Below are 16,437 nucleotides of genomic sequence, written 5' to 3' on the forward strand. Positions count from 1 at the left end.
AGAATGCGAGCGATACTGGCAGGCGTAGCGGCACTGGCACTGGCTGCGACACCTTCGGCAGCGCAGGAAGACACCGAGACGCCCACGGTCGAGCAGCAGATCGGTGCCGGCGGTCGTCCGGTCGGGGCCAACTGGTCCCGCAGCCCGGTCATCGCGCAGAACGGCATGGCCGCAACAGCACATCCGCTGGCCAGCCAGATCGCGCTCGATATCCTCAAGGCAGGCGGCAGTGCGGTCGATGCGGCGATTGCCGCAAACGCCGCGCTCGGCCTGATGGAGCCGACCGGCAACGGCATCGGCGGCGATCTCTACGCGATCATCTACGATCCGAAGACCGACAGGCTCTACGGTATCAACGGCTCGGGCCGTTCGCCCAAGGGGCAGACGCTCGAGCAATTGCTGGAAAAGCTGGACGGTGCGGACAGCCTGCCTCCGGTCGGCCCGCTGCCGGTCACCATTCCGGGAACGGTCGATGCATGGTTCGCGATGCACGGGAAGTTCGGCAAGCTCTCGATGGCCGACAACCTTGCTCCCACCGTGCGCTATGCCCGCGAAGGCCACCCGATCGCGCCGGTCATCGGCATGTATCTCGAGCGTAGCCTGCGCGCCTACACCGCGCGCCAAGAGGCCTATCCCTTCGAATTCGACAACGCCCGAAAGGTCTGGTTCGCCGACGGCACCGCGCCGCAAGCAGGCGAGATGTTCCGCAACCCCGATCTCGCCGACACCCTCGAGGCGATCGGCACGGGCGGACGCGATGCCTTCTATGACGGCGCGCTGACCGAAGTGATGGTCGACTACCTGCAGGAGCAGGGCAGCGCCTTCACCCGCGAGGACTTCGCCGACCATTCCAGCGACTGGGTCGAACCGGCCTGTGCTGAATACAAGGATGGCTACGAGCTGTGCGAACTGCCGCCCAACGGGCAGGGCTTTGCGGCGCTGCAGATGGTCAACATCCTCAAGAACGTTGACCTGTCGCAGTGGGAGCGCGGCAGCCCCGAGGCACTCCACTACATGGTCGAGGCCAAAAGGCTGGCCTATGCCGACGTGGCGCGCTTCTACGCCGACACAGACTTCGCTCCCTTCCCCGAAGAATTGCTGACGGAAGAATACGGCCGCGAACGCTTTGCGCTGATCGATCCGGCACGCGCCGCGCCCGAATTCGGCCCCGGCGAACCCAAGCTCGAAGGGCCCGGTGACACGACCTACCTCACCGTGGTCGATGGCGACGGGATGATGGTCAGCCTGATCCAGTCGAACTATCGCGGCATGGGTGGAGGGTTGGTCGCGCCCGGCACCGGGTTCATGTTCCAGGACCGCGGCGAGCTCTTCAGCCTCGATCCGGCGCATCCCAATGCCTACGAGCCGGGCAAGCGCCCCTTCCACACCATCATTCCCGCATTCGTGAAAAAAGACGGAGAGCCCTTCATGACGCTGGGCCTGATGGGCGGCGGCATGCAGCCTCAGGGCCATGTGCAGGTCCTCGTGAATATCGTCGACTACGGCATGAATGTTCAGGAAGCAGGCGATGCCGCGCGCTTCAACCACGATGGCGGACGCCAGCCGACCGAGGCGCTGGAAGGCCCTGCTGCCGATCCGCTAGGCACGCTCTATGTCGAACCGGGCATTCCGGCCGAAACGATCGAAGCATTGCGGGCGATGGGCCACAAGGTCGAGGTCGTCGACAACGGCATCATGTTCGGCGGCTACCAGGCGATCGCCCGCAACCCCGAGACGGGTGTGCTGACCGGCGCCACAGAGATGCGCAAGGACGGGCAGGCAAGCGGCTACTGAGGAGAAGCGACATGGCGAAAATCACCGGACTGGGCGGCGTATTCTACGTGGTGAAGGACCCCGCAGCGACGCGGGCTTGGTATCGCGACACGCTCGGCATTGACGGCGAATACGGGCCTCAGCTCGACTGGAGCGAGGAGACCGGTGAAAAGCCCTATTCGCTCATCAGCCACTTCAAGGACGACGAGTATCTCAAGCCCGGCAAGGGCGGCTTCATGATCAACCTGCGGGTCGACGATCTCGACGGTTTCGTAGCGCAGCTCACGGACAAGGGCGTCGACGTGCTCGATAGCGTCGACGAAGGCTACGGCAAATTCGCCTGGTTGCTCGATCCCGACGGTGTGAAGATCGAGCTGTGGGAACAGGTCGAAGCGCCCGAATAGGCTTTCCCACAGTTCCTAAGCGGATGTGGCAGGGAAAGTTCAGGCTTCGAGTGGTAGGATCCTCGCCATGCGCTGGAAACTGCTGATCCTCGCCTCCCCGTTTTCGCTCGCTGCCTGTGTCGGCCAGCCGGCAGAACGCGCGGCAAATACGCCTCGGCCAGCGGACAATACGGCTGTAACGGCGTCCTTGGAAAAGCCCGAATCCCGGCAGTGCCTCGCCGACCTCGGCGCGACCGGAGCGACCTTCTCGCCCCTGCCCGACCGCTATTACGGCGCCGGATGCAAGACGGTGAATTCGGTCCAGCTCAGCCGCGTGGGCGGCGATATGGGCCAGTTGCAGGTTACCAACCTCAAGAGCGTAGCCTGCCCTCTAGCAAACACGTTCGCAGCGTGGGCGCGCTTCGGCGTTGATCGCGCGGCAAGACAGCTTCTCGGCAGTCCACTCGCCCGGATTGAGACAATGGGCAGCTATTCCTGCCGCAATGTGGCCGGGACCGGAAGGCTTTCGGCCCACTCGCGCGCGGAAGCCATCGATGTCGGTGCATTCGTACTGGCCGACGGACGTCGGATAAGCGTGAAGAATGGCTGGAATGCCTCGCGAGAAGAGCGCGAATTCCTGCGCGTAGTCCATCGCAGCGCCTGCAAGCGCTTCGGGACCGTTCTCGGTCCGGATTACAACGCCGCGCACCACGACCACCTGCATCTGGAACTCGGGGGAGGATCGTTCTGCAGGTAGGTGGTGCGCGGCGCCACGACGATGGAAGTGCGACCTTCCGGGCCTGGAGGCTAGCCTACTTCGCCGTGAGAATGATGGCCGGTTCTTCGGTAAGGTGAGCCTCGATACGCAGCCGCACCGCTTCGGCTGCATGCGAGGCGCACAGCTTGTTCATCATGTTCGCCCTGTGGATTTCGACCGTGCGCGGACTGATAGAAAGCTCGCGTGCGATCATCTTGTTGCTGCGCCCTTCGGCGAGCCAGTCGAGCACTTCGCGCTCGCGCGGGGAAAGGGTTGCGATGCGGTTGCGCGCCTCGACCACCTTGCGGCGCGCCCTCACATAGGCATCGGCCTCTTCGCTGATGCGTGAAACCATCGTCAGAAGTCGATCGTCGCGCAGCGGCAAGCGCAGGTAATCGAGTGCACCCTGCTTGATTGCCTCGACGACCTTCCCGGGACGCGGATCGATCGAAGTGGCAACGAGCGGGATCCAGGCCGCCTGCTGGGCAAGCTCTTCGAGAACCTCTATCGCGCTGCCCTCCCCCTCGTCGTCACGCGCCAGCACCACACCGCGCTGGGGCGGTGCAGCGAGCAATTCGGCGGCATCCGAGTAGACTTCGCAATGGAGACCTAGCTCGAAACCCTTTCGCGCCTGTTCCGCACGGGACCGGGATGAGCCATCGACGATGTGGAGTACCTGAGCCTGTTGCATGGCCGGAACCATGTCCGCAATCAGCAGCAATACCAATTACGTATCACTACCAAGACGGCTGTATTCCCAGCCACTTACGGGAACCCCCTAGGGAAGAGGGCAAGACATTCTCATCCAAATCGGATCGATTAGTCTTCGCTATTCAGGAATGCGTAGTCAGGCAGCGAATGAAACGCGTTTTTTAGCGCATCACCCCAGCTTGAAGAGATCGCCTGGAAGTAGGGATCGTCTGGCGTGACTCGGTGCTGGTGACCCGCTTCGAAGGTATCGCGGGCGATTACCTGCAGGTCCAGCGGAAGTCCGACCGAGAGATTGGCCTTGAGCGTAGAATCGAAGCTAACCATCAGTAGCTTGACCCCGTCCTCGAGGCTCATGTGACGGTCATAGCCGCGAATGATGATTGGGCGGCCGTACTTGGTCTCGCCGATCTGGAAGAAGGGGGTATCGAGGCTCGCCTCGATGAAGTTGCCTTCGGGATAGACCATGAAGAGGCGCGGCTCCATGCCCTGGATCTGGCCCGCCACGATGATCGAGGCCGTGAAGCGCCCCCTGCCCTTGGCGCCGTTTGCATCCTGCCGCTCGGAAATGATGCCGCGCATGAGATTGCCGACCTCGGTGGCGACCTGAAACATGGTCGGCGACTTGAGCAGCGCGTTGTCGCGGTTTTCCGGCTCTTTGGTGCGTTCTTCGAGCTGGCTGATGACGGCCTGCGTGGTGGCGAGGTTTCCTGCGGTCATCACGGTGATGATGCGATCGCCCGGCACCTGCCAGGTGAACATCTTGCGGAAGACCGAGATGTTGTCGACGCCCGAATTGGTGCGGGTATCGCTCATCAGGACAAGCCCTTGGTCGAGCTTCATTCCCACGCAATAGGTCATTGTATTTCTTTCTTTATTGCTGAACTTGCTGCTGCTCGACAGCGACATCGACTTCGAGGTCCTGCGAGCTGTTGCCGAAGCTTATACCGGTCACGGGCGATGCATCTCGATAGTCACGCCCCGTCGCAACACGCACATAGCGTTCGTCGGGGCTGATACCATTCGAAATATCGAACCCGACCCAACCGAGCCCATCGACGAAGGCTTCGGCCCAGGCATGCGTCGCCTCCTGGTCGATCCGGTCGTTCATCATGAGATAGCCCGAAACGTAACGCGCGGGCACGTCGAGAGCACGCGCGGCGCCGATGAAGATATGCGCGTGATCTTGGCACACGCCACTCTGGGCCGCATAGCTTTCCTCGCCAGTGGTATTCCACGCGGTAGAGCCGACGCGGTATTCCACCCTGTCGAGCACGCTGCGCGAAAGCTCGTGCAGCATGTCGAGCCGACCGCCTTCGAAGCGGCCGAGATCGCCGACCAGCTTCTTCATGCCCGGACCGGGGCGGGTCAGCTTTGTCTGCGTGAGGAAGCTCCACAGCGGCAGGTGGCCCGAATGATGACCGATCACGCCGGCATGGTCGTGAGTGTCCACCTTGCCGCGGCAAGTGATCGTCACCTCGGTCGCCTCGGGCTCGACCGCAACGAGCGTGGTGGTGTTGTGGTGCTGGTCCTCATAGGTCAGCTCCTCGTGCGCATGGTCGTATTCCATCGACCATTCGAGGATTTCCTGACCCTGCGTTTCTTTCGGCGTCAGGCGCAGCCGCTGGAGGGCGTGCACGACGGGCGTATCGAAGCGGTATCGTGTTGTATGACGGATAGAGAGGCGCATCAGCTGAGGAACCTGTAGTCGCGGGCGATGGCGTCGCCGATTGCCGCATTTGAAGCCATGAACTCGGTCAGGAATTCGTGCAGCCCCTGCTCGAAGATCTGCTCGATCGAGAGATCGGCGATGCGCGTGTCGGCATCGCGCATGAGCGCATTGCATTCCCCCTCGGTGCCATGCAGACGGGCGAGCGCGGCGAGATTGTTGCGCAGCTCGGAATGACAGAAAGCGAGGCTGCGCGGAAAGCGATCGTCGAGGATCAGGAATTCGCAGATACCGCGCGCGTCGATCCGGCCCGCATTGAGCCAGCGATACGCCCTGTCACCCGAAACCGAGCGCAGGACGGTGTCCCACTGCCCCGTATCGAGGCTTGATCCGACGTATGAAAGCGAGGGGAGCAGCAGGTAATATTTGATGTCGAGGATGCGCGCGATCGAGATCCGCGCGCTCGATGAACATGCCGGCCTGCGCGAAATGATAGCCTTCCTCGCGCAGCATGGAGCCGGAGAGTGCGCCACGCGCCATGGTGCCCGCGCGCCGGACCGTCTTCACCGCTTCCATAACGTGGTTCTCGCCGACGGGTTTTGCCAGCTGCTCGTCGATGATGAGCCAGTTCTCGTTGATCGCTTCCCACAGCTCTCCGCTGATGGCATTGCGGGCGAGACGGGCATTCTGGCGCACCAGCTTGTACATACAGATGATACTCGCGGGGTTCGCTTTCTCGCGCAGCATGAAGTTCCACGCCTGGTGGCCGGTATAGCTCGAATGCTTTTGCTCGTATGCGGCGCGCTGGCCCGAGGTCTCGATCACCGAGCGCCACTCTTCCTCCGCCGTCACGAGATCGCGGGTGAGCGCCATGCGAAGGCCAGCATCGAGCAGGCGCGCAGTGTTTTCGGCCCGCTCAAGATAGCGGAACATCCAGAACAATCCGTTGGCGGTCCTACCCAGCATCAGTCTTTAAGCACCCATGTATCCTTGGTGCCCCCGCCCTGGCTCGAGTTCACCACCAGCGACCCTTCCTTGAGCGCCACACGCGTCAGGCCACCCGGGGTTATGTCGATCTTATCAGGCGAGACCAAAACGAAGGGCCTCAAATCGACGTGTCGCGGCGCCAGACCCTTCTTTGTGAAGATGGGGCAGGTCGAGAGCGAAAGCGTGGGCTGCGCGATGTAATTGGACGGATTGTCGACCAGCTTGGCGCGGAATTCCTCGATTTCTTTCTTGGTCGAGGCGGGCCCGACGAGCATGCCGTAGCCGCCCGATCCGTGGACCTCCTTCACGACCAGCTCGGCGAGATTGTCGAGCACGTATTTGAGGCTTTCCTCGTCCGCGCATCTCCAGGTCTCGACGTTTGGCAGCAGCGGCTTCTCGCCGGTGTAGAACTCGACGATCTCGGGCATGAAGGAATAGATCGCCTTGTCGTCGCACACACCGGTGCCCGGCGCGTTGGCGATCGTCACACCGCCCGCGCGGTAGACGTCCATGATCCCCGGCACGCCGAGTACGCTGTCGGGATTGAAGGTCAGAGGATCGAGGAATTCGTCGTCCACGCGGCGGTAGATGACGTCGATCGCCTTGTATCCGCTGGTCGTGCGCATCGCGACGCGGCCATTTACCACGCGCAGGTCGCTTCCCTCCACGAGCTCGGCGCCCATCTGGTCGGCGAGGAAAGCGTGTTCGAAATAGGCGGAATTGTAGATACCTGGGGTAAGCACGGCGACGACCGGCTTGTCGCCCGCGCAATCGGGCGCACATGCGGCAAGGCTCTTGGCGAGGCGGCGCGGATAATCCGAAACGCTCTCGACTGGGCAGCGCAGGAAAAGCTCGGGGAACATCGCCATCATCGTTTCGCGGTTCTCGAGCATGTAGCTCACACCCGAAGGGGTGCGGGCATTGTCCTCGAGCACGAAGAACTCGTCAGGCCCGGTGCGCACGAGATCGATGCCGACGATATGCGTGTAGACCCCACCAGGCGGCGTGAAGCCGACCATGTTCGGCAGCCAAGCCTCGTTGTTGCGCAAGAGGCTCTGGGGCAGGCGCCCTGCACGGACGATTTCCTGCCTGTGATAGAGGTCGTGCATGAACGCGTTGAGCGCCGACACGCGTTGCTCGATACCGCGCGTCAACCGCCGCCATTCGCCCGCATCTATGATACGCGGCACCATGTCGAAGGGGATCAGGCGCTCCTCGGCGTCGTCCTCACCATAAACGTTGAAGGTGATGCCGGTTTTGCGGAAATTGGTCTCGGCTTCGCGGTGCTTGCGGCGCAGGAGCTTGTTTTCCTGGTCGTCGAACCACTCGCAATAGTTCGCATAGGCGGGACGCACCGAACCGTCAGGCTCGCGCATTTCATCGAAAAAGCCGGCGTCGCCGCTCATATTCCCCCGAAATTCGATCTCGACCTGCGCATGGCGCAGAAGGCAGCAGGACGCTGCCCTTCAAGGGACTAAAGGTTCAGGCGCGGTCCAGTTCCGAAAGAAGCGCAGCAACCGCTTCATTCGTCAGCACGAAACCCATGTGACTGCACCGCAAGGCGATCGCCCGATCGCGTTCGCCCAAGCGCCCACAGGCCGAACGCGGGTGCACGACGCCATCGCGCGGGCTCCACATGGCCACCGTCTCGACCGGCGGCTTTTCACTGAGGACGGTGTCGATTTCCGGCTCGTCGACGCGGTGACCGGCAATCGCCTGGTAGGCGCGCCAGCCATTGTTCGCGCGCGGACTGCCCGAGAAGGGTGAGCCGAGCGTGACGACCTTCTCGATTTTGTCGGGATGCCGCTTGGCCAGTTCGCGCGCCATGACACCGCCAAGGCTCCAGCCGATGAGGACGATTTGCTCGCCGCGACGCTGGTAAAGGTCGAGCAGCCGCTCTTCCGTCTTGGCAAAGCGGTCGGCGGTCGCACCGAGATTGACGCCCATGCCCCAGCTCTTTGCCGTGTGACCGGCTTTCTCGAGCTGCTTAGCCATCCATCGCATACGCACGGGGTGAGCCCCGAAACCGGGAAGCAGCATGACGCGTTTCGGCGAGCGCGCAGGCGCTACTTCCAGGGAGGAGAAACGGCGCTTCACCGGTTCGAGCGGCCAGAGGAATTCGCGCAGTAGCAACAGCGCTCGCGGGCCGCGCGCATCGTCCGGGCAGGGTTCGGCGGCCAGCGCAAACCGCCGGCTCATTTCCTGACGGGTTTCATGGAACGGTAATGTTGCCATCGTCGTGCAATAATGCGCCGACGCGATGACGGGTTCCTGAATGCCTTGTTCTAGGCCGGGCAATCCCCGATGCGGTCGTGGCGGGTGCGCATGGTCATGCTGCCTTCACCCTGGCCGCCCATGTTGCCCTGCATGCTCATGGTCATGACCGAAGACGTCTCGCTGCCACTGCCATCGAGCGTCACACGCATATTGCCCATGCCCGTGCCGCTGCAGACCATCACCGCATCGATTTCGTTGCCGTCTGCTTCGAAGCTTTCGAACGAGCAGTCGCCATCCTGGGATGAACGCGCCATTTCCTCGAAGCCGTTTTCCGCATCCTCGGGCGTGAGGCAGTATTCGAAGCTGCGCTGGAACATGCCCTGCATCATGTCCTTGGCATTGGACGGTGCCCCCGGGACCTGGAAGTCCACCAATTCGACCGAGGCCCGGTATTGGCCCGGCTGAGGCTTCACTGCACCGCTGGCCTCCATGCTCGCCTGGGCTTCCTCCATGCTGATCGTACCGTCACCGTCAGTGTCGGGATCCGGGCTCCCGCATGCTGTCAGGACCAACGAGGCCGCAAGGGTCGCGGATAGTTTCGCAAGGGGTGCGCGCATCGGAAATCTCCCGGTCTGATCGCAGAAAGGCTAGGCAGGCGCTCGGGTGCGCACAACCCGTCATTGCACGCCATTAAGGCGTACCCCATATGTGCGCGCATGGCAGAACTCGTAATCAGGCGCGGCCTCGAAGAACCCGACACCACTGGCGAGTTTGTCCCCCACAAACCCGCGCGTCCGGAAAAGTCGATGCCGGGCAAGAAATTCAAGCTCGTCAGCGATTACACGCCCTCGGGCGACCAGCCGACTGCGATCGCCGAACTGGTTGGTTCGGCACGCGAGGACGAGCAGACGCAGGTCCTCCTCGGTGTCACCGGTTCGGGCAAGACCTTCACCATGGCCAAGGTCATAGAGGAGCTGCAGCGCCCCGCCCTGATCCTCGCGCCGAACAAGATCCTCGCAGCGCAGCTCTATGGCGAGTTCAAGAGCTTCTTCCCCGAAAACGCGGTCGAGTATTTCGTCAGCTATTACGATTACTACCAGCCCGAAGCCTACGTGCCGCGGTCGGACACCTACATCGAGAAGGAAAGCTCGGTGAACGAGGCAATCGACCGGATGCGCCACTCGGCCACGCGCGCGCTGCTGGAGCGCGACGACGTCATCATCGTCGCCTCGGTTTCCTGCCTCTACGGTATCGGCTCGGTCGAGACCTATTCGGCGATGATCTTCGACATCAAGAAGGATACGCAAGTCGATCAGCGCGAGCTGATCCGCAAGCTTGTCGCCCTGCAATACAAGCGCAACGACGCCGCCTTTGCGCGCGGCAACTTCCGCGTGCGCGGCGACAGTCTCGAAATCTTCCCCTCGCATTACGAGGACATGGCCTGGCGGATCAGCTTCTTCGGTGACGAGATCGAGGAAATCAGCGAGTTCGACCCGCTCACCGGCAAGAAGGGCGCGAGCCTCGACAAGGTGCGCGTTTATGCGAACTCGCACTACGTCACGCCCGGCCCGACGATGAAACAGGCCAGCGAGGCCATCAAGTTCGAGCTCGCCGAACGGCTCAAGGAACTGCACGAGGAAGGCAAACTGCTGGAGGCCCAGCGGCTCGAACAGCGAACAAATTTCGATCTCGAGATGATCGCTGCCACCGGTAGCTGCGCGGGAATCGAGAACTACAGCCGCTTTCTCACCGGTCGCCTGCCGGGCGAACCGCCGCCGACGCTGTTCGAATATTTGCCCGAGAACGCGCTGCTCTTTGTCGACGAGAGCCACCAGACCGTGCCGCAGATCGGCGCGATGGCCAAAGGCGACCACCGGCGCAAGATCACGCTCGCCGAATACGGCTTCCGCCTGCCCAGTTGCATCGACAACCGCCCGCTTCGCTTCAACGAATGGGATGCCATGCGCCCGCAGACCTTCTGCGTATCGGCCACTCCCGGCACATGGGAGATGGAGCAAACGGGCGGCGTCTTTGCCGAACAGGTCATCCGCCCCACCGGCCTCATCGACCCGCCGGTCGAGATCAAGCCGGTCGAGGACCAGGTCCAGGACTGCATCGAGGAATGCAAGAAGACCGCCAAGATGGGCTACCGCACGCTGGTCACCACGCTGACCAAGCGCATGGCGGAAGACCTCACCGAATTCATGCACGAGGCGGGCGTGCGTGTGCGCTATATGCACTCCGACGTGGAGACGCTGGAGCGTATCGAGCTGATCCGCGACCTGCGTCTCGGCGTTTACGATGTGCTAGTGGGCATCAACCTCCTGCGTGAGGGCCTCGACATTCCCGAATGCGGCCTCGTCTGCATCCTAGATGCGGACAAGGAAGGCTTCCTCCGCAGCGAAACCAGCCTCGTCCAGACCATCGGCCGCGCGGCGCGAAACGTCGAAGGCCGCGTGATCCTTTATGCCGACCGCGTGACGGGTTCGATGGAACGCGCAATGGCGGAAACCGACCGCCGCCGTGAAAAGCAGAAGGCGTATAACGAAGAACACGGGATCACGCCGAAGACCATCAAGCGCAATATCGCCGATATCGTGGCGCACACCGCCGCACAGGACGGGGTCACTGTCGACACCGGCGATGACGAGCGCAACAATCTCGTCGGCCACAACCTGCGCGCTTATATCGAAGACCTCGAGAAACGCATGCGCGCTGCTGCTGCCGACCTCGAGTTCGAGGAAGCAGGCCGCCTGCGCGACGAAATCCGGCGACTCGAGAACGACGAGCTCGGGCTCGGCGACGAGGAAAAGAAGGCTCCGCGCGTCGGTCGCAGCGATGCGGGCCGCCCCGGCACGCGCAAGACCCGCTACGGCAAGACGCGCTACAAGCGGATGGGCGGCAAGCCCTGATCCTTCGACCAGCGCACCCGTCCGTTCGATCAGCGTAGAGCCGAGGGGTTCTCTCCAGCGCGCGCGGCGTCCAAGCTGCGTCGCGCATACGGCAAGGGGAGAAACCATGAAGTCGCAGCTGATACTGAGTACCGCGCTCGCCTTTTCAATTGCGGCCTGTTCGCAGCCAGCCACCGACGGATCTGCCAAGGCCGCAGCAGATACGACTCTCTCGGTTGAAACCCTGAACTCGGCGGTCGCGAATGAAGCGCGCCCCGAGGCTGCACGTGAACTCGATGCCAACCGCAAACCTGCAGAAGTGCTCGCCTTCTTCGGCCTCGAGGAAGGCGACGATGCCGTCGACGTGATTTCGGGCGGCGGATACTGGGCAGAAATCCTGGTGCGCGCAGTCGGCGAGAACGGCAGCGTAACCGCGCTCGAGCCCGAGCAATTCTACGACGAGGAAGCATGGAACGCGCTTTCGGAACGCGAGCCGCGCATCGCGGTCGAGCGGTATCCGTTTGAAAGCTTCACTCCCGGACCGGACCGGTTCGACTTCGCCATCATGAATCTCAACTACCACGACGTGTATTGGGAATCGGAACAGTTCGGGATCCCCCGCTCCGAACCTCAGGAGTTCCTCGCAGAACTCTTTGCCGCGATGAAACCCGGGGGCGTGGTGGGTGTGATCGACCATGCAGGCAAGGAAGGCGATACCCGCGCCATCGCTGACGAGACGCACCGCATCGCTCCTTCGGTCGTGCGGACCGATTTCGAAGCGGCCGGCTTCGTTCTGGAAGATGCCAGCAGCATGCTCGCCAATCCCGAAGACGACTACGACACCAGCGTCTTCGATCCGGCAATCCGCGGCAAGACCGACCGCTTCATGATGAAGTTCGTGAAGCCCGCCGAATAGCTATGAATTTACGCGGGGCCGCTGCTTTGCCATAGCGTCAGCATGATCACGCGCCTGCTAGCCGCCGCAACGGCCCTCGCCCTTTCTGCTCCCCTCGCCGCCCAGGAGAAGCCTGAGACCTCCTCCGCTGCTTCGGCGACTATCGAGTCGCAGGTAAAGACGCGCGACCTTACCGGCACCTTTGGCGGCCAGCGCATCAATTACCGCGCAACCGTGCGCGAGACGATCCTCGAAGGAGACGACGGCAAGCAGGAAGCCGTCATCGTCACCACCAGCTATGTGAAGAACCCTCGCGATACATCCCGGCCCGTGTTCTTCATCTACAACGGCGGCCCTGGCTCGGGCTCCGTCTGGCTGCAGATGGGCGCATGGGGACCCAAGCGCGTCGGCATTCCCTCAGACGCACGCGACGACGGCGCTCCGCCCTACCCGCTGCTCAACAATCCCGACAGCCTGCTCGACGTTGCCGATCTCGTCTTCATCGATCCGCCGGGCACGGGCTTCAGCTATCTCACCAAGGGCACGGACCCGGAGAAATATTACGGCCTAAGGCAGGATGCCCGTGCCGTCGCACAGGTCATCCGCCGCTGGATCAACGACAATGGCCGCTGGAACAGCCCCAAGTATCTCGGCGGAGAAAGCTACGGCACCACGCGCACAGCGATGGTGGTGGACGAGCTCGAAGGCGGCACCTTCAACGATGTCGCGCTCAATGGACTGATCCTCGTCTCCACGATCCTCGACTTCGCCGGTCGCGAGCCTACGCCGGGCAATGAGATGGCCTATATCGTCACCCTGCCCAACATGGCGGCAGCGGCCTATTACCACGGCAAGGTCCAGGCTCCCTCGGTCGAGGCCATCGCCGAGGAAGCGCGCCAGTTCGCCATCGGCCCCTATGCAACCGCGCTACTCAAGGGGCAGGACCTCCCCGCTGCAGAGCGTGCCGCGGTCCGCGCCGAGCTTTCGCGGCTGACCGGACTTTCGGAAACCTATCTCGACCAGGCGAACCTGCGTGTGACCAGCCAGCGCTTCTACAAGGAGCTGCTGCGCGACCGCGGCCTCACCATCGGACGTCTCGATGCGCGCTACACGGGCCGCGACTACGACAATGCGGGCGAGACGCCTGACAATGACCCCAGCTTCTATGGCATCGATGCAGGCTATACCGCAGCGGTCAATCAGTGGCTGCGCGAAGGCCTCGGCTTCGAAACGGACAGGGAATACCAGTCGATCGGGCGCGAACCGGGGCGCTACTGGGACTGGTCGCTGGGCCAGGGCTGGGGCCGCAACGCCTATCTCAACGTCGCTCCGTTCATAGGCAAGGCAATGCGCGAGAACTCGCAATTACGCCTGTTCAACGCGCAGGGCTGGTACGACTTCGCCACGCCCTTCTTCGGCGCGGAGTATTCTCTCAACCGCTTCGGCATCCCGCAGGACCGCCTGACGTTCAAATATTACGACGCGGGCCACATGATGTATGTGCGCGACGAGGACCGGGTAAAACTCACCGCAGACCTGCGCGAATTCATCCGCGCGCGTTGACCGGAGCCGCCCGACAATCATAGCTGCAGCCATGCCACGCTTCGTCGCTCTTTGTGCGTTCTCCTTGCTCGCGGCCTGCAAGCCGCCCGCCTCGGACGATTACGTCACGCGCACGCAGATAGCGGACGAGCGGCAGGCACCGTCCACACCGATTGCTTCGCCCGATGCCGAGGGCGCGACTTGGGCCACGAGCCCGGAAAGCGGGCGCCTGCTCTATGGAAAGCCGGGTGAAATGCCCCTCCTCTCGCTCGGCTGCGAGGACGGCACGCTGGTCTACCGCCGCTATGTCGCGGCCGATCCGGATGCGAAGGCTGTGCTCGCGCTCATCGGCAACGGCCATGTCGAACGTCTCTGGATCGATGCCGCACAGGAAGGCGAGGTGTGGCTCTGGCGCGGCACCATTGCTGCCGACGACCCCCGGCTCGACGTCCTGACCGGTCCGCGCTCGGTGGAAGCTACCGTTCCCGGGGCTGGATCGCTGAGGCTCAACGGAAGCCAGCGGCCGGCCGAGTTCATCAGCCGCTGCGCAGGCGAGATCACTCCGCCGCCAGCTCCTGAAGCATCGCCGGAGTAAGCACCTGCGGCAATTGCCGCGCGTCTTCTCCGGGCGCGTACCAGAGATAGAGTGGAACGCCCGCTGCGCCCTGCGAAGACAGGAAGTTGGCGATTTCCTCGTCGCCTAGGGTCCAGTCGCCTCGCATGGTGATCACATCGGCCGCCTCGAATGCCGCCAGCGTCTCCTCGCGTTCGATGGCGACGCTTTCGTTGACCTTGCAGGTGACGCACCAGTCGGCGGTGAACCAGACGAAGACGGGCCTGCCGCTCGCACGGGCCTCGGCCAGTGCACTCTCCGAAAAAGAGATAGGCGCATGGATGCTGCTTTCGGCCTGCACCTCGCGCGGCTCCGGTTCGGGGAAGATCGAGAGGGCGAAGATCGATAGTGCCACGATGGCGGCGAAGAACAGCTTCCCGCCGCCGAGGCCCTTCGCCTGGCGCTGACCGAGCGAGGCAAGCAGCGCGAGGACCAAAGCGGCGACAATCCCCAGCATGACCAGCCAGAACGTGTCGGCGATGCGCGTCAGCAGCCACACGAGGGCCAGAACGGTCAGTCCCATCGGGATCGCCATCCAGCGGCGGAAGCGCTCCATCCATGGACCCGGCCTCGGCAGTTTCCTGCGCCATGCCGGAATAAAGCCGAGCAGGAGGAAGGGCAGGGCAAGGCCCACGCCGAGCGCAGTGAAGATCGCGAAACCCTCGATCGGACGGAGCACGAGGGCAGCACCCAGGGCGAGCGCCATGAAAGGGCCCGTACACGGCGTGGCGACGAAGGCTGCCAGCAGCCCGGTGCCGAACGAACCGCGTACCGACTGCTTTCCGCCGGCAATCGCCATGCCCGGCACCTGGAACAGGCCGAGGAAATTGGCAGTGATCGCCAGCATCAGGAGGAACAGGCCGCCGACCACACGCGGCTCCTGAAGCTGGAAGGCCCAGCCGACCTGCTCGCCCGCAGAACGCAGCAGGAGGATCGCCGCGCCGAGGCCTGCACAGGCGAGAACGACACCCGCTGTATAGGCAATCGCGTCTCGCCGCGCGGCGGCTTCCTCGCCGCCAGCCTTGGCCAGCGCAAGCGCCTTCAGGCTGAGGATCGGGAAGACGCAGGGCATGATGTTAAGCAGCAGGCCGCCGACGAGCGAGGCCAGGAGCAGCAACCACAGGGGAGGCATCTCGACCGCGCCGCGGATCGGTTTCACATTCTCGAGCGGCACGTCGCGCGGGTCTGCCTCGAACCGTACCCCCTGCCCGTTCCCGAAAGACAATATGCCCCCGATTTTCTCGGGCTGTGGCACATCGTCCGACTTGCCCAAGCGCTTGAGCGGCACTTCGACGACCAGCAGATTGCCTTCGCTCACCAGCGTCTGGACTGCGGCATAGTCTGGCGAGACGCCGGCGCCGAGATCGGTATTCTCGATGAAGAGGTGAACCTCGGTGAAATCCAGGCCCTCGGGCAGCGGAATGCCGACACGCAGGCGGTCACCGGAGATTTCGAATCCCGCCGTACTGTCGAGTTCGGGCGCGACCTGCGCACGCCAGCTGCGGAAATCGCCGCCTTCCCGAGCTTGCAAAACCGCATCCTGCGGTACGCAGACCCGGTCTGTGCAGGCGAGATAGGATACGAAGCCGGTTATCGGAGCGATGTTTGCCACCGCTGCCAACTCGGGCACTTCGATGGGCACGAGAACGGCATACTCGCCCTCGTAAATGTGGTTCATCAGGCCGGAAATCAGCAGAGTTTGTGGCACGGGATAGAGCGGCTCGCCCGCTTCCCATCCCTCGGGCAGGTTGAGCGAAAGCTGCATCCCCTGACCTGCATCGCCCGGATTGGACCAGTAGCCATGCCATTCGGGGCTCTTGGGCGTAAATCGCAAGGCGAGCATCCAGGTCTCGCCGGCTACCGGCGCACCGTCGCTGCGGAGCTCCACCGAGATATTGTCGTCGCCGAAGCGTGCTTCCTGGGCAGCGAGGCGGCCCGGAAGGAGGTTCGCCAGCAACAGGAACAGCAAGACAAGTCCCGCGCGCCAACCGTCCATTGTGCT

16 protein-coding genes are annotated in these 16,437 nt (G+C 63.1%); 7 read left to right on the top strand and 9 right to left on the bottom strand.

The annotated features are described in order from the left end of the window. Nucleotides 1–3 precede the first annotated feature (3 nt). From ggt to ACZ1G8_RS02350, 3 genes are all read left to right on the top strand, one after another. A complete protein-coding gene (ggt, locus tag ACZ1G8_RS02340) occupies nt 4–1,794 on the top strand; it encodes a gamma-glutamyltransferase (protein WP_472680226.1) in 1,791 nt (596 codons plus the stop codon). 11 nt (nt 1,795–1,805) lie between these two features. Then, nucleotides 1,806–2,177, top strand: a complete 372-nt coding sequence (locus tag ACZ1G8_RS02345) for a VOC family protein (protein ID WP_472680227.1) — start codon at nt 1,806–1,808, stop codon at nt 2,175–2,177. Nucleotides 2,178–2,244: 67 nt separating this feature from the next. Next, nucleotides 2,245–2,913, top strand: a complete 669-nt coding sequence (locus ACZ1G8_RS02350; protein WP_472680228.1) for an extensin family protein — start codon at nt 2,245–2,247, stop codon at nt 2,911–2,913. A gap of 55 nt (nt 2,914–2,968) precedes the next feature. Here ACZ1G8_RS02350 and ACZ1G8_RS02355 read toward each other — a convergent pair whose 3' ends face one another. The 8 genes from ACZ1G8_RS02355 to ACZ1G8_RS02390 all read right to left on the bottom strand — a co-directional run bounded on the left by ACZ1G8_RS02355 (nt 2,969) and on the right by ACZ1G8_RS02390 (nt 9,111). Further along, entirely contained in the window at nt 2,969–3,604 is a 636-nt protein-coding gene (locus ACZ1G8_RS02355; RefSeq protein ID WP_472680229.1) for a response regulator transcription factor, read from the bottom strand. Nucleotides 3,605–3,732: 128 nt separating this feature from the next. Continuing rightward, nucleotides 3,733–4,482 (bottom strand): proteasome-type protease, encoded by a 750-nt coding sequence (locus ACZ1G8_RS02360; RefSeq protein ID WP_472680230.1) that lies wholly within the window; start codon nt 4,480–4,482, stop codon nt 3,733–3,735. 13 nt (nt 4,483–4,495) lie between these two features. Continuing rightward, complete coding sequence (locus tag ACZ1G8_RS02365; protein WP_472680231.1) at nt 4,496–5,311, bottom strand: transglutaminase family protein; 816 nt, start codon at nt 5,309–5,311, stop codon at nt 4,496–4,498. After that, nucleotides 5,311–5,745: an alpha-E domain-containing protein gene (locus tag ACZ1G8_RS02370; protein WP_472681157.1), complete on the bottom strand. Its 435-nt coding sequence runs from the start codon at nt 5,743–5,745 to the stop codon at nt 5,311–5,313. The genes ACZ1G8_RS02365 and ACZ1G8_RS02370 overlap by 1 nt, the downstream gene beginning before the upstream one ends. Then, nucleotides 5,627–6,223, bottom strand: a complete 597-nt coding sequence (locus tag ACZ1G8_RS02375) for an alpha-E domain-containing protein (protein WP_472680232.1) — start codon at nt 6,221–6,223, stop codon at nt 5,627–5,629. The genes ACZ1G8_RS02370 and ACZ1G8_RS02375 overlap by 119 nt, the downstream gene beginning before the upstream one ends. A gap of 32 nt (nt 6,224–6,255) precedes the next feature. Continuing rightward, complete coding sequence (locus ACZ1G8_RS02380) at nt 6,256–7,683, bottom strand: circularly permuted type 2 ATP-grasp protein (protein ID WP_472680233.1); 1,428 nt, start codon at nt 7,681–7,683, stop codon at nt 6,256–6,258. 76 nt (nt 7,684–7,759) lie between these two features. Beyond that, nucleotides 7,760–8,476, bottom strand: coding sequence for an alpha/beta hydrolase family protein (locus ACZ1G8_RS02385; protein ID WP_472680234.1), 717 nt, complete (start codon nt 8,474–8,476; stop codon nt 7,760–7,762). An 86-nt stretch (nt 8,477–8,562) separates the two neighbouring features. Continuing rightward, on the bottom strand, nt 8,563–9,111 hold the full coding sequence (locus ACZ1G8_RS02390; protein ID WP_472680235.1) for a DUF3617 domain-containing protein: 549 nt from the start codon (nt 9,109–9,111) through the stop codon (nt 8,563–8,565). 99 nt (nt 9,112–9,210) lie between these two features. On the opposite strand from ACZ1G8_RS02390, the gene uvrB reads away from it, so the two are divergent. The 4 genes from uvrB (at nt 9,211) to ACZ1G8_RS02410 (ending at nt 14,417) form a co-directional block, all read left to right on the top strand. Beyond that, nucleotides 9,211–11,406, top strand: a complete 2,196-nt coding sequence (uvrB, locus tag ACZ1G8_RS02395) for an excinuclease ABC subunit UvrB (protein WP_472680236.1) — start codon at nt 9,211–9,213, stop codon at nt 11,404–11,406. A 106-nt stretch (nt 11,407–11,512) separates the two neighbouring features. Continuing rightward, the gene (locus ACZ1G8_RS02400; protein ID WP_472680237.1) at nt 11,513–12,301 is read left to right on the top strand and encodes a class I SAM-dependent methyltransferase; all 789 of its coding nucleotides are present in this window, start codon (nt 11,513–11,515) and stop codon (nt 12,299–12,301) included. Between the two features lie 42 nt (nt 12,302–12,343). Next, nucleotides 12,344–13,843 carry a S10 family peptidase gene (locus ACZ1G8_RS02405; RefSeq protein ID WP_472680238.1) on the top strand — a complete coding sequence of 500 codons (1,500 nt, stop codon included), beginning with the start codon at nt 12,344–12,346 and terminating at the stop codon, nt 13,841–13,843. Nucleotides 13,844–13,874: 31 nt separating this feature from the next. Next, nucleotides 13,875–14,417, top strand: coding sequence for a hypothetical protein (locus ACZ1G8_RS02410; RefSeq protein WP_472680239.1), 543 nt, complete (start codon nt 13,875–13,877; stop codon nt 14,415–14,417). On the opposite strand, the gene ACZ1G8_RS02415 is transcribed toward ACZ1G8_RS02410, so the two are convergent. Further along, on the bottom strand, nt 14,380–16,431 hold the full coding sequence (locus ACZ1G8_RS02415; RefSeq protein ID WP_472680240.1) for a protein-disulfide reductase DsbD family protein: 2,052 nt from the start codon (nt 16,429–16,431) through the stop codon (nt 14,380–14,382). The genes ACZ1G8_RS02410 and ACZ1G8_RS02415 overlap by 38 nt on opposite strands. Nucleotides 16,432–16,437 lie beyond the last annotated feature (6 nt).

This window comes from Qipengyuania sp. BR81-2 (genome assembly GCF_055693895.1).

What these genes read in the sequence shown, in the direction of transcription:
- ggt (WP_472680226.1), top strand. Translation starts at nt 4, where the DNA reads ATGCGAGCGATACTGGCAGGCGTAGCGGCACTGGCACTGGCTGCGACA.
- ACZ1G8_RS02345 (WP_472680227.1), top strand. Translation starts at nt 1,806, where the DNA reads ATGGCGAAAATCACCGGACTGGGCGGCGTATTCTACGTGGTGAAGGAC.
- ACZ1G8_RS02350 (WP_472680228.1), top strand. Translation starts at nt 2,245, where the DNA reads ATGCGCTGGAAACTGCTGATCCTCGCCTCCCCGTTTTCGCTCGCTGCC.
- ACZ1G8_RS02355 (WP_472680229.1), bottom strand. Translation starts at nt 3,604, where the DNA reads ATGCAACAGGCTCAGGTACTCCACATCGTCGATGGCTCATCCCGGTCC.
- ACZ1G8_RS02360 (WP_472680230.1), bottom strand. Translation starts at nt 4,482, where the DNA reads ATGACCTATTGCGTGGGAATGAAGCTCGACCAAGGGCTTGTCCTGATG.
- ACZ1G8_RS02365 (WP_472680231.1), bottom strand. Translation starts at nt 5,311, where the DNA reads ATGCGCCTCTCTATCCGTCATACAACACGATACCGCTTCGATACGCCC.
- ACZ1G8_RS02375 (WP_472680232.1), bottom strand. Translation starts at nt 6,223, where the DNA reads ATGTTCCGCTATCTTGAGCGGGCCGAAAACACTGCGCGCCTGCTCGAT.
- ACZ1G8_RS02380 (WP_472680233.1), bottom strand. Translation starts at nt 7,683, where the DNA reads ATGAGCGGCGACGCCGGCTTTTTCGATGAAATGCGCGAGCCTGACGGT.
- ACZ1G8_RS02385 (WP_472680234.1), bottom strand. Translation starts at nt 8,476, where the DNA reads ATGAGCCGGCGGTTTGCGCTGGCCGCCGAACCCTGCCCGGACGATGCG.
- ACZ1G8_RS02390 (WP_472680235.1), bottom strand. Translation starts at nt 9,111, where the DNA reads ATGCGCGCACCCCTTGCGAAACTATCCGCGACCCTTGCGGCCTCGTTG.
- uvrB (WP_472680236.1), top strand. Translation starts at nt 9,211, where the DNA reads ATGGCAGAACTCGTAATCAGGCGCGGCCTCGAAGAACCCGACACCACT.
- ACZ1G8_RS02400 (WP_472680237.1), top strand. Translation starts at nt 11,513, where the DNA reads ATGAAGTCGCAGCTGATACTGAGTACCGCGCTCGCCTTTTCAATTGCG.
- ACZ1G8_RS02405 (WP_472680238.1), top strand. Translation starts at nt 12,344, where the DNA reads ATGATCACGCGCCTGCTAGCCGCCGCAACGGCCCTCGCCCTTTCTGCT.
- ACZ1G8_RS02410 (WP_472680239.1), top strand. Translation starts at nt 13,875, where the DNA reads ATGCCACGCTTCGTCGCTCTTTGTGCGTTCTCCTTGCTCGCGGCCTGC.
- ACZ1G8_RS02415 (WP_472680240.1), bottom strand. Translation starts at nt 16,431, where the DNA reads ATGGACGGTTGGCGCGCGGGACTTGTCTTGCTGTTCCTGTTGCTGGCG.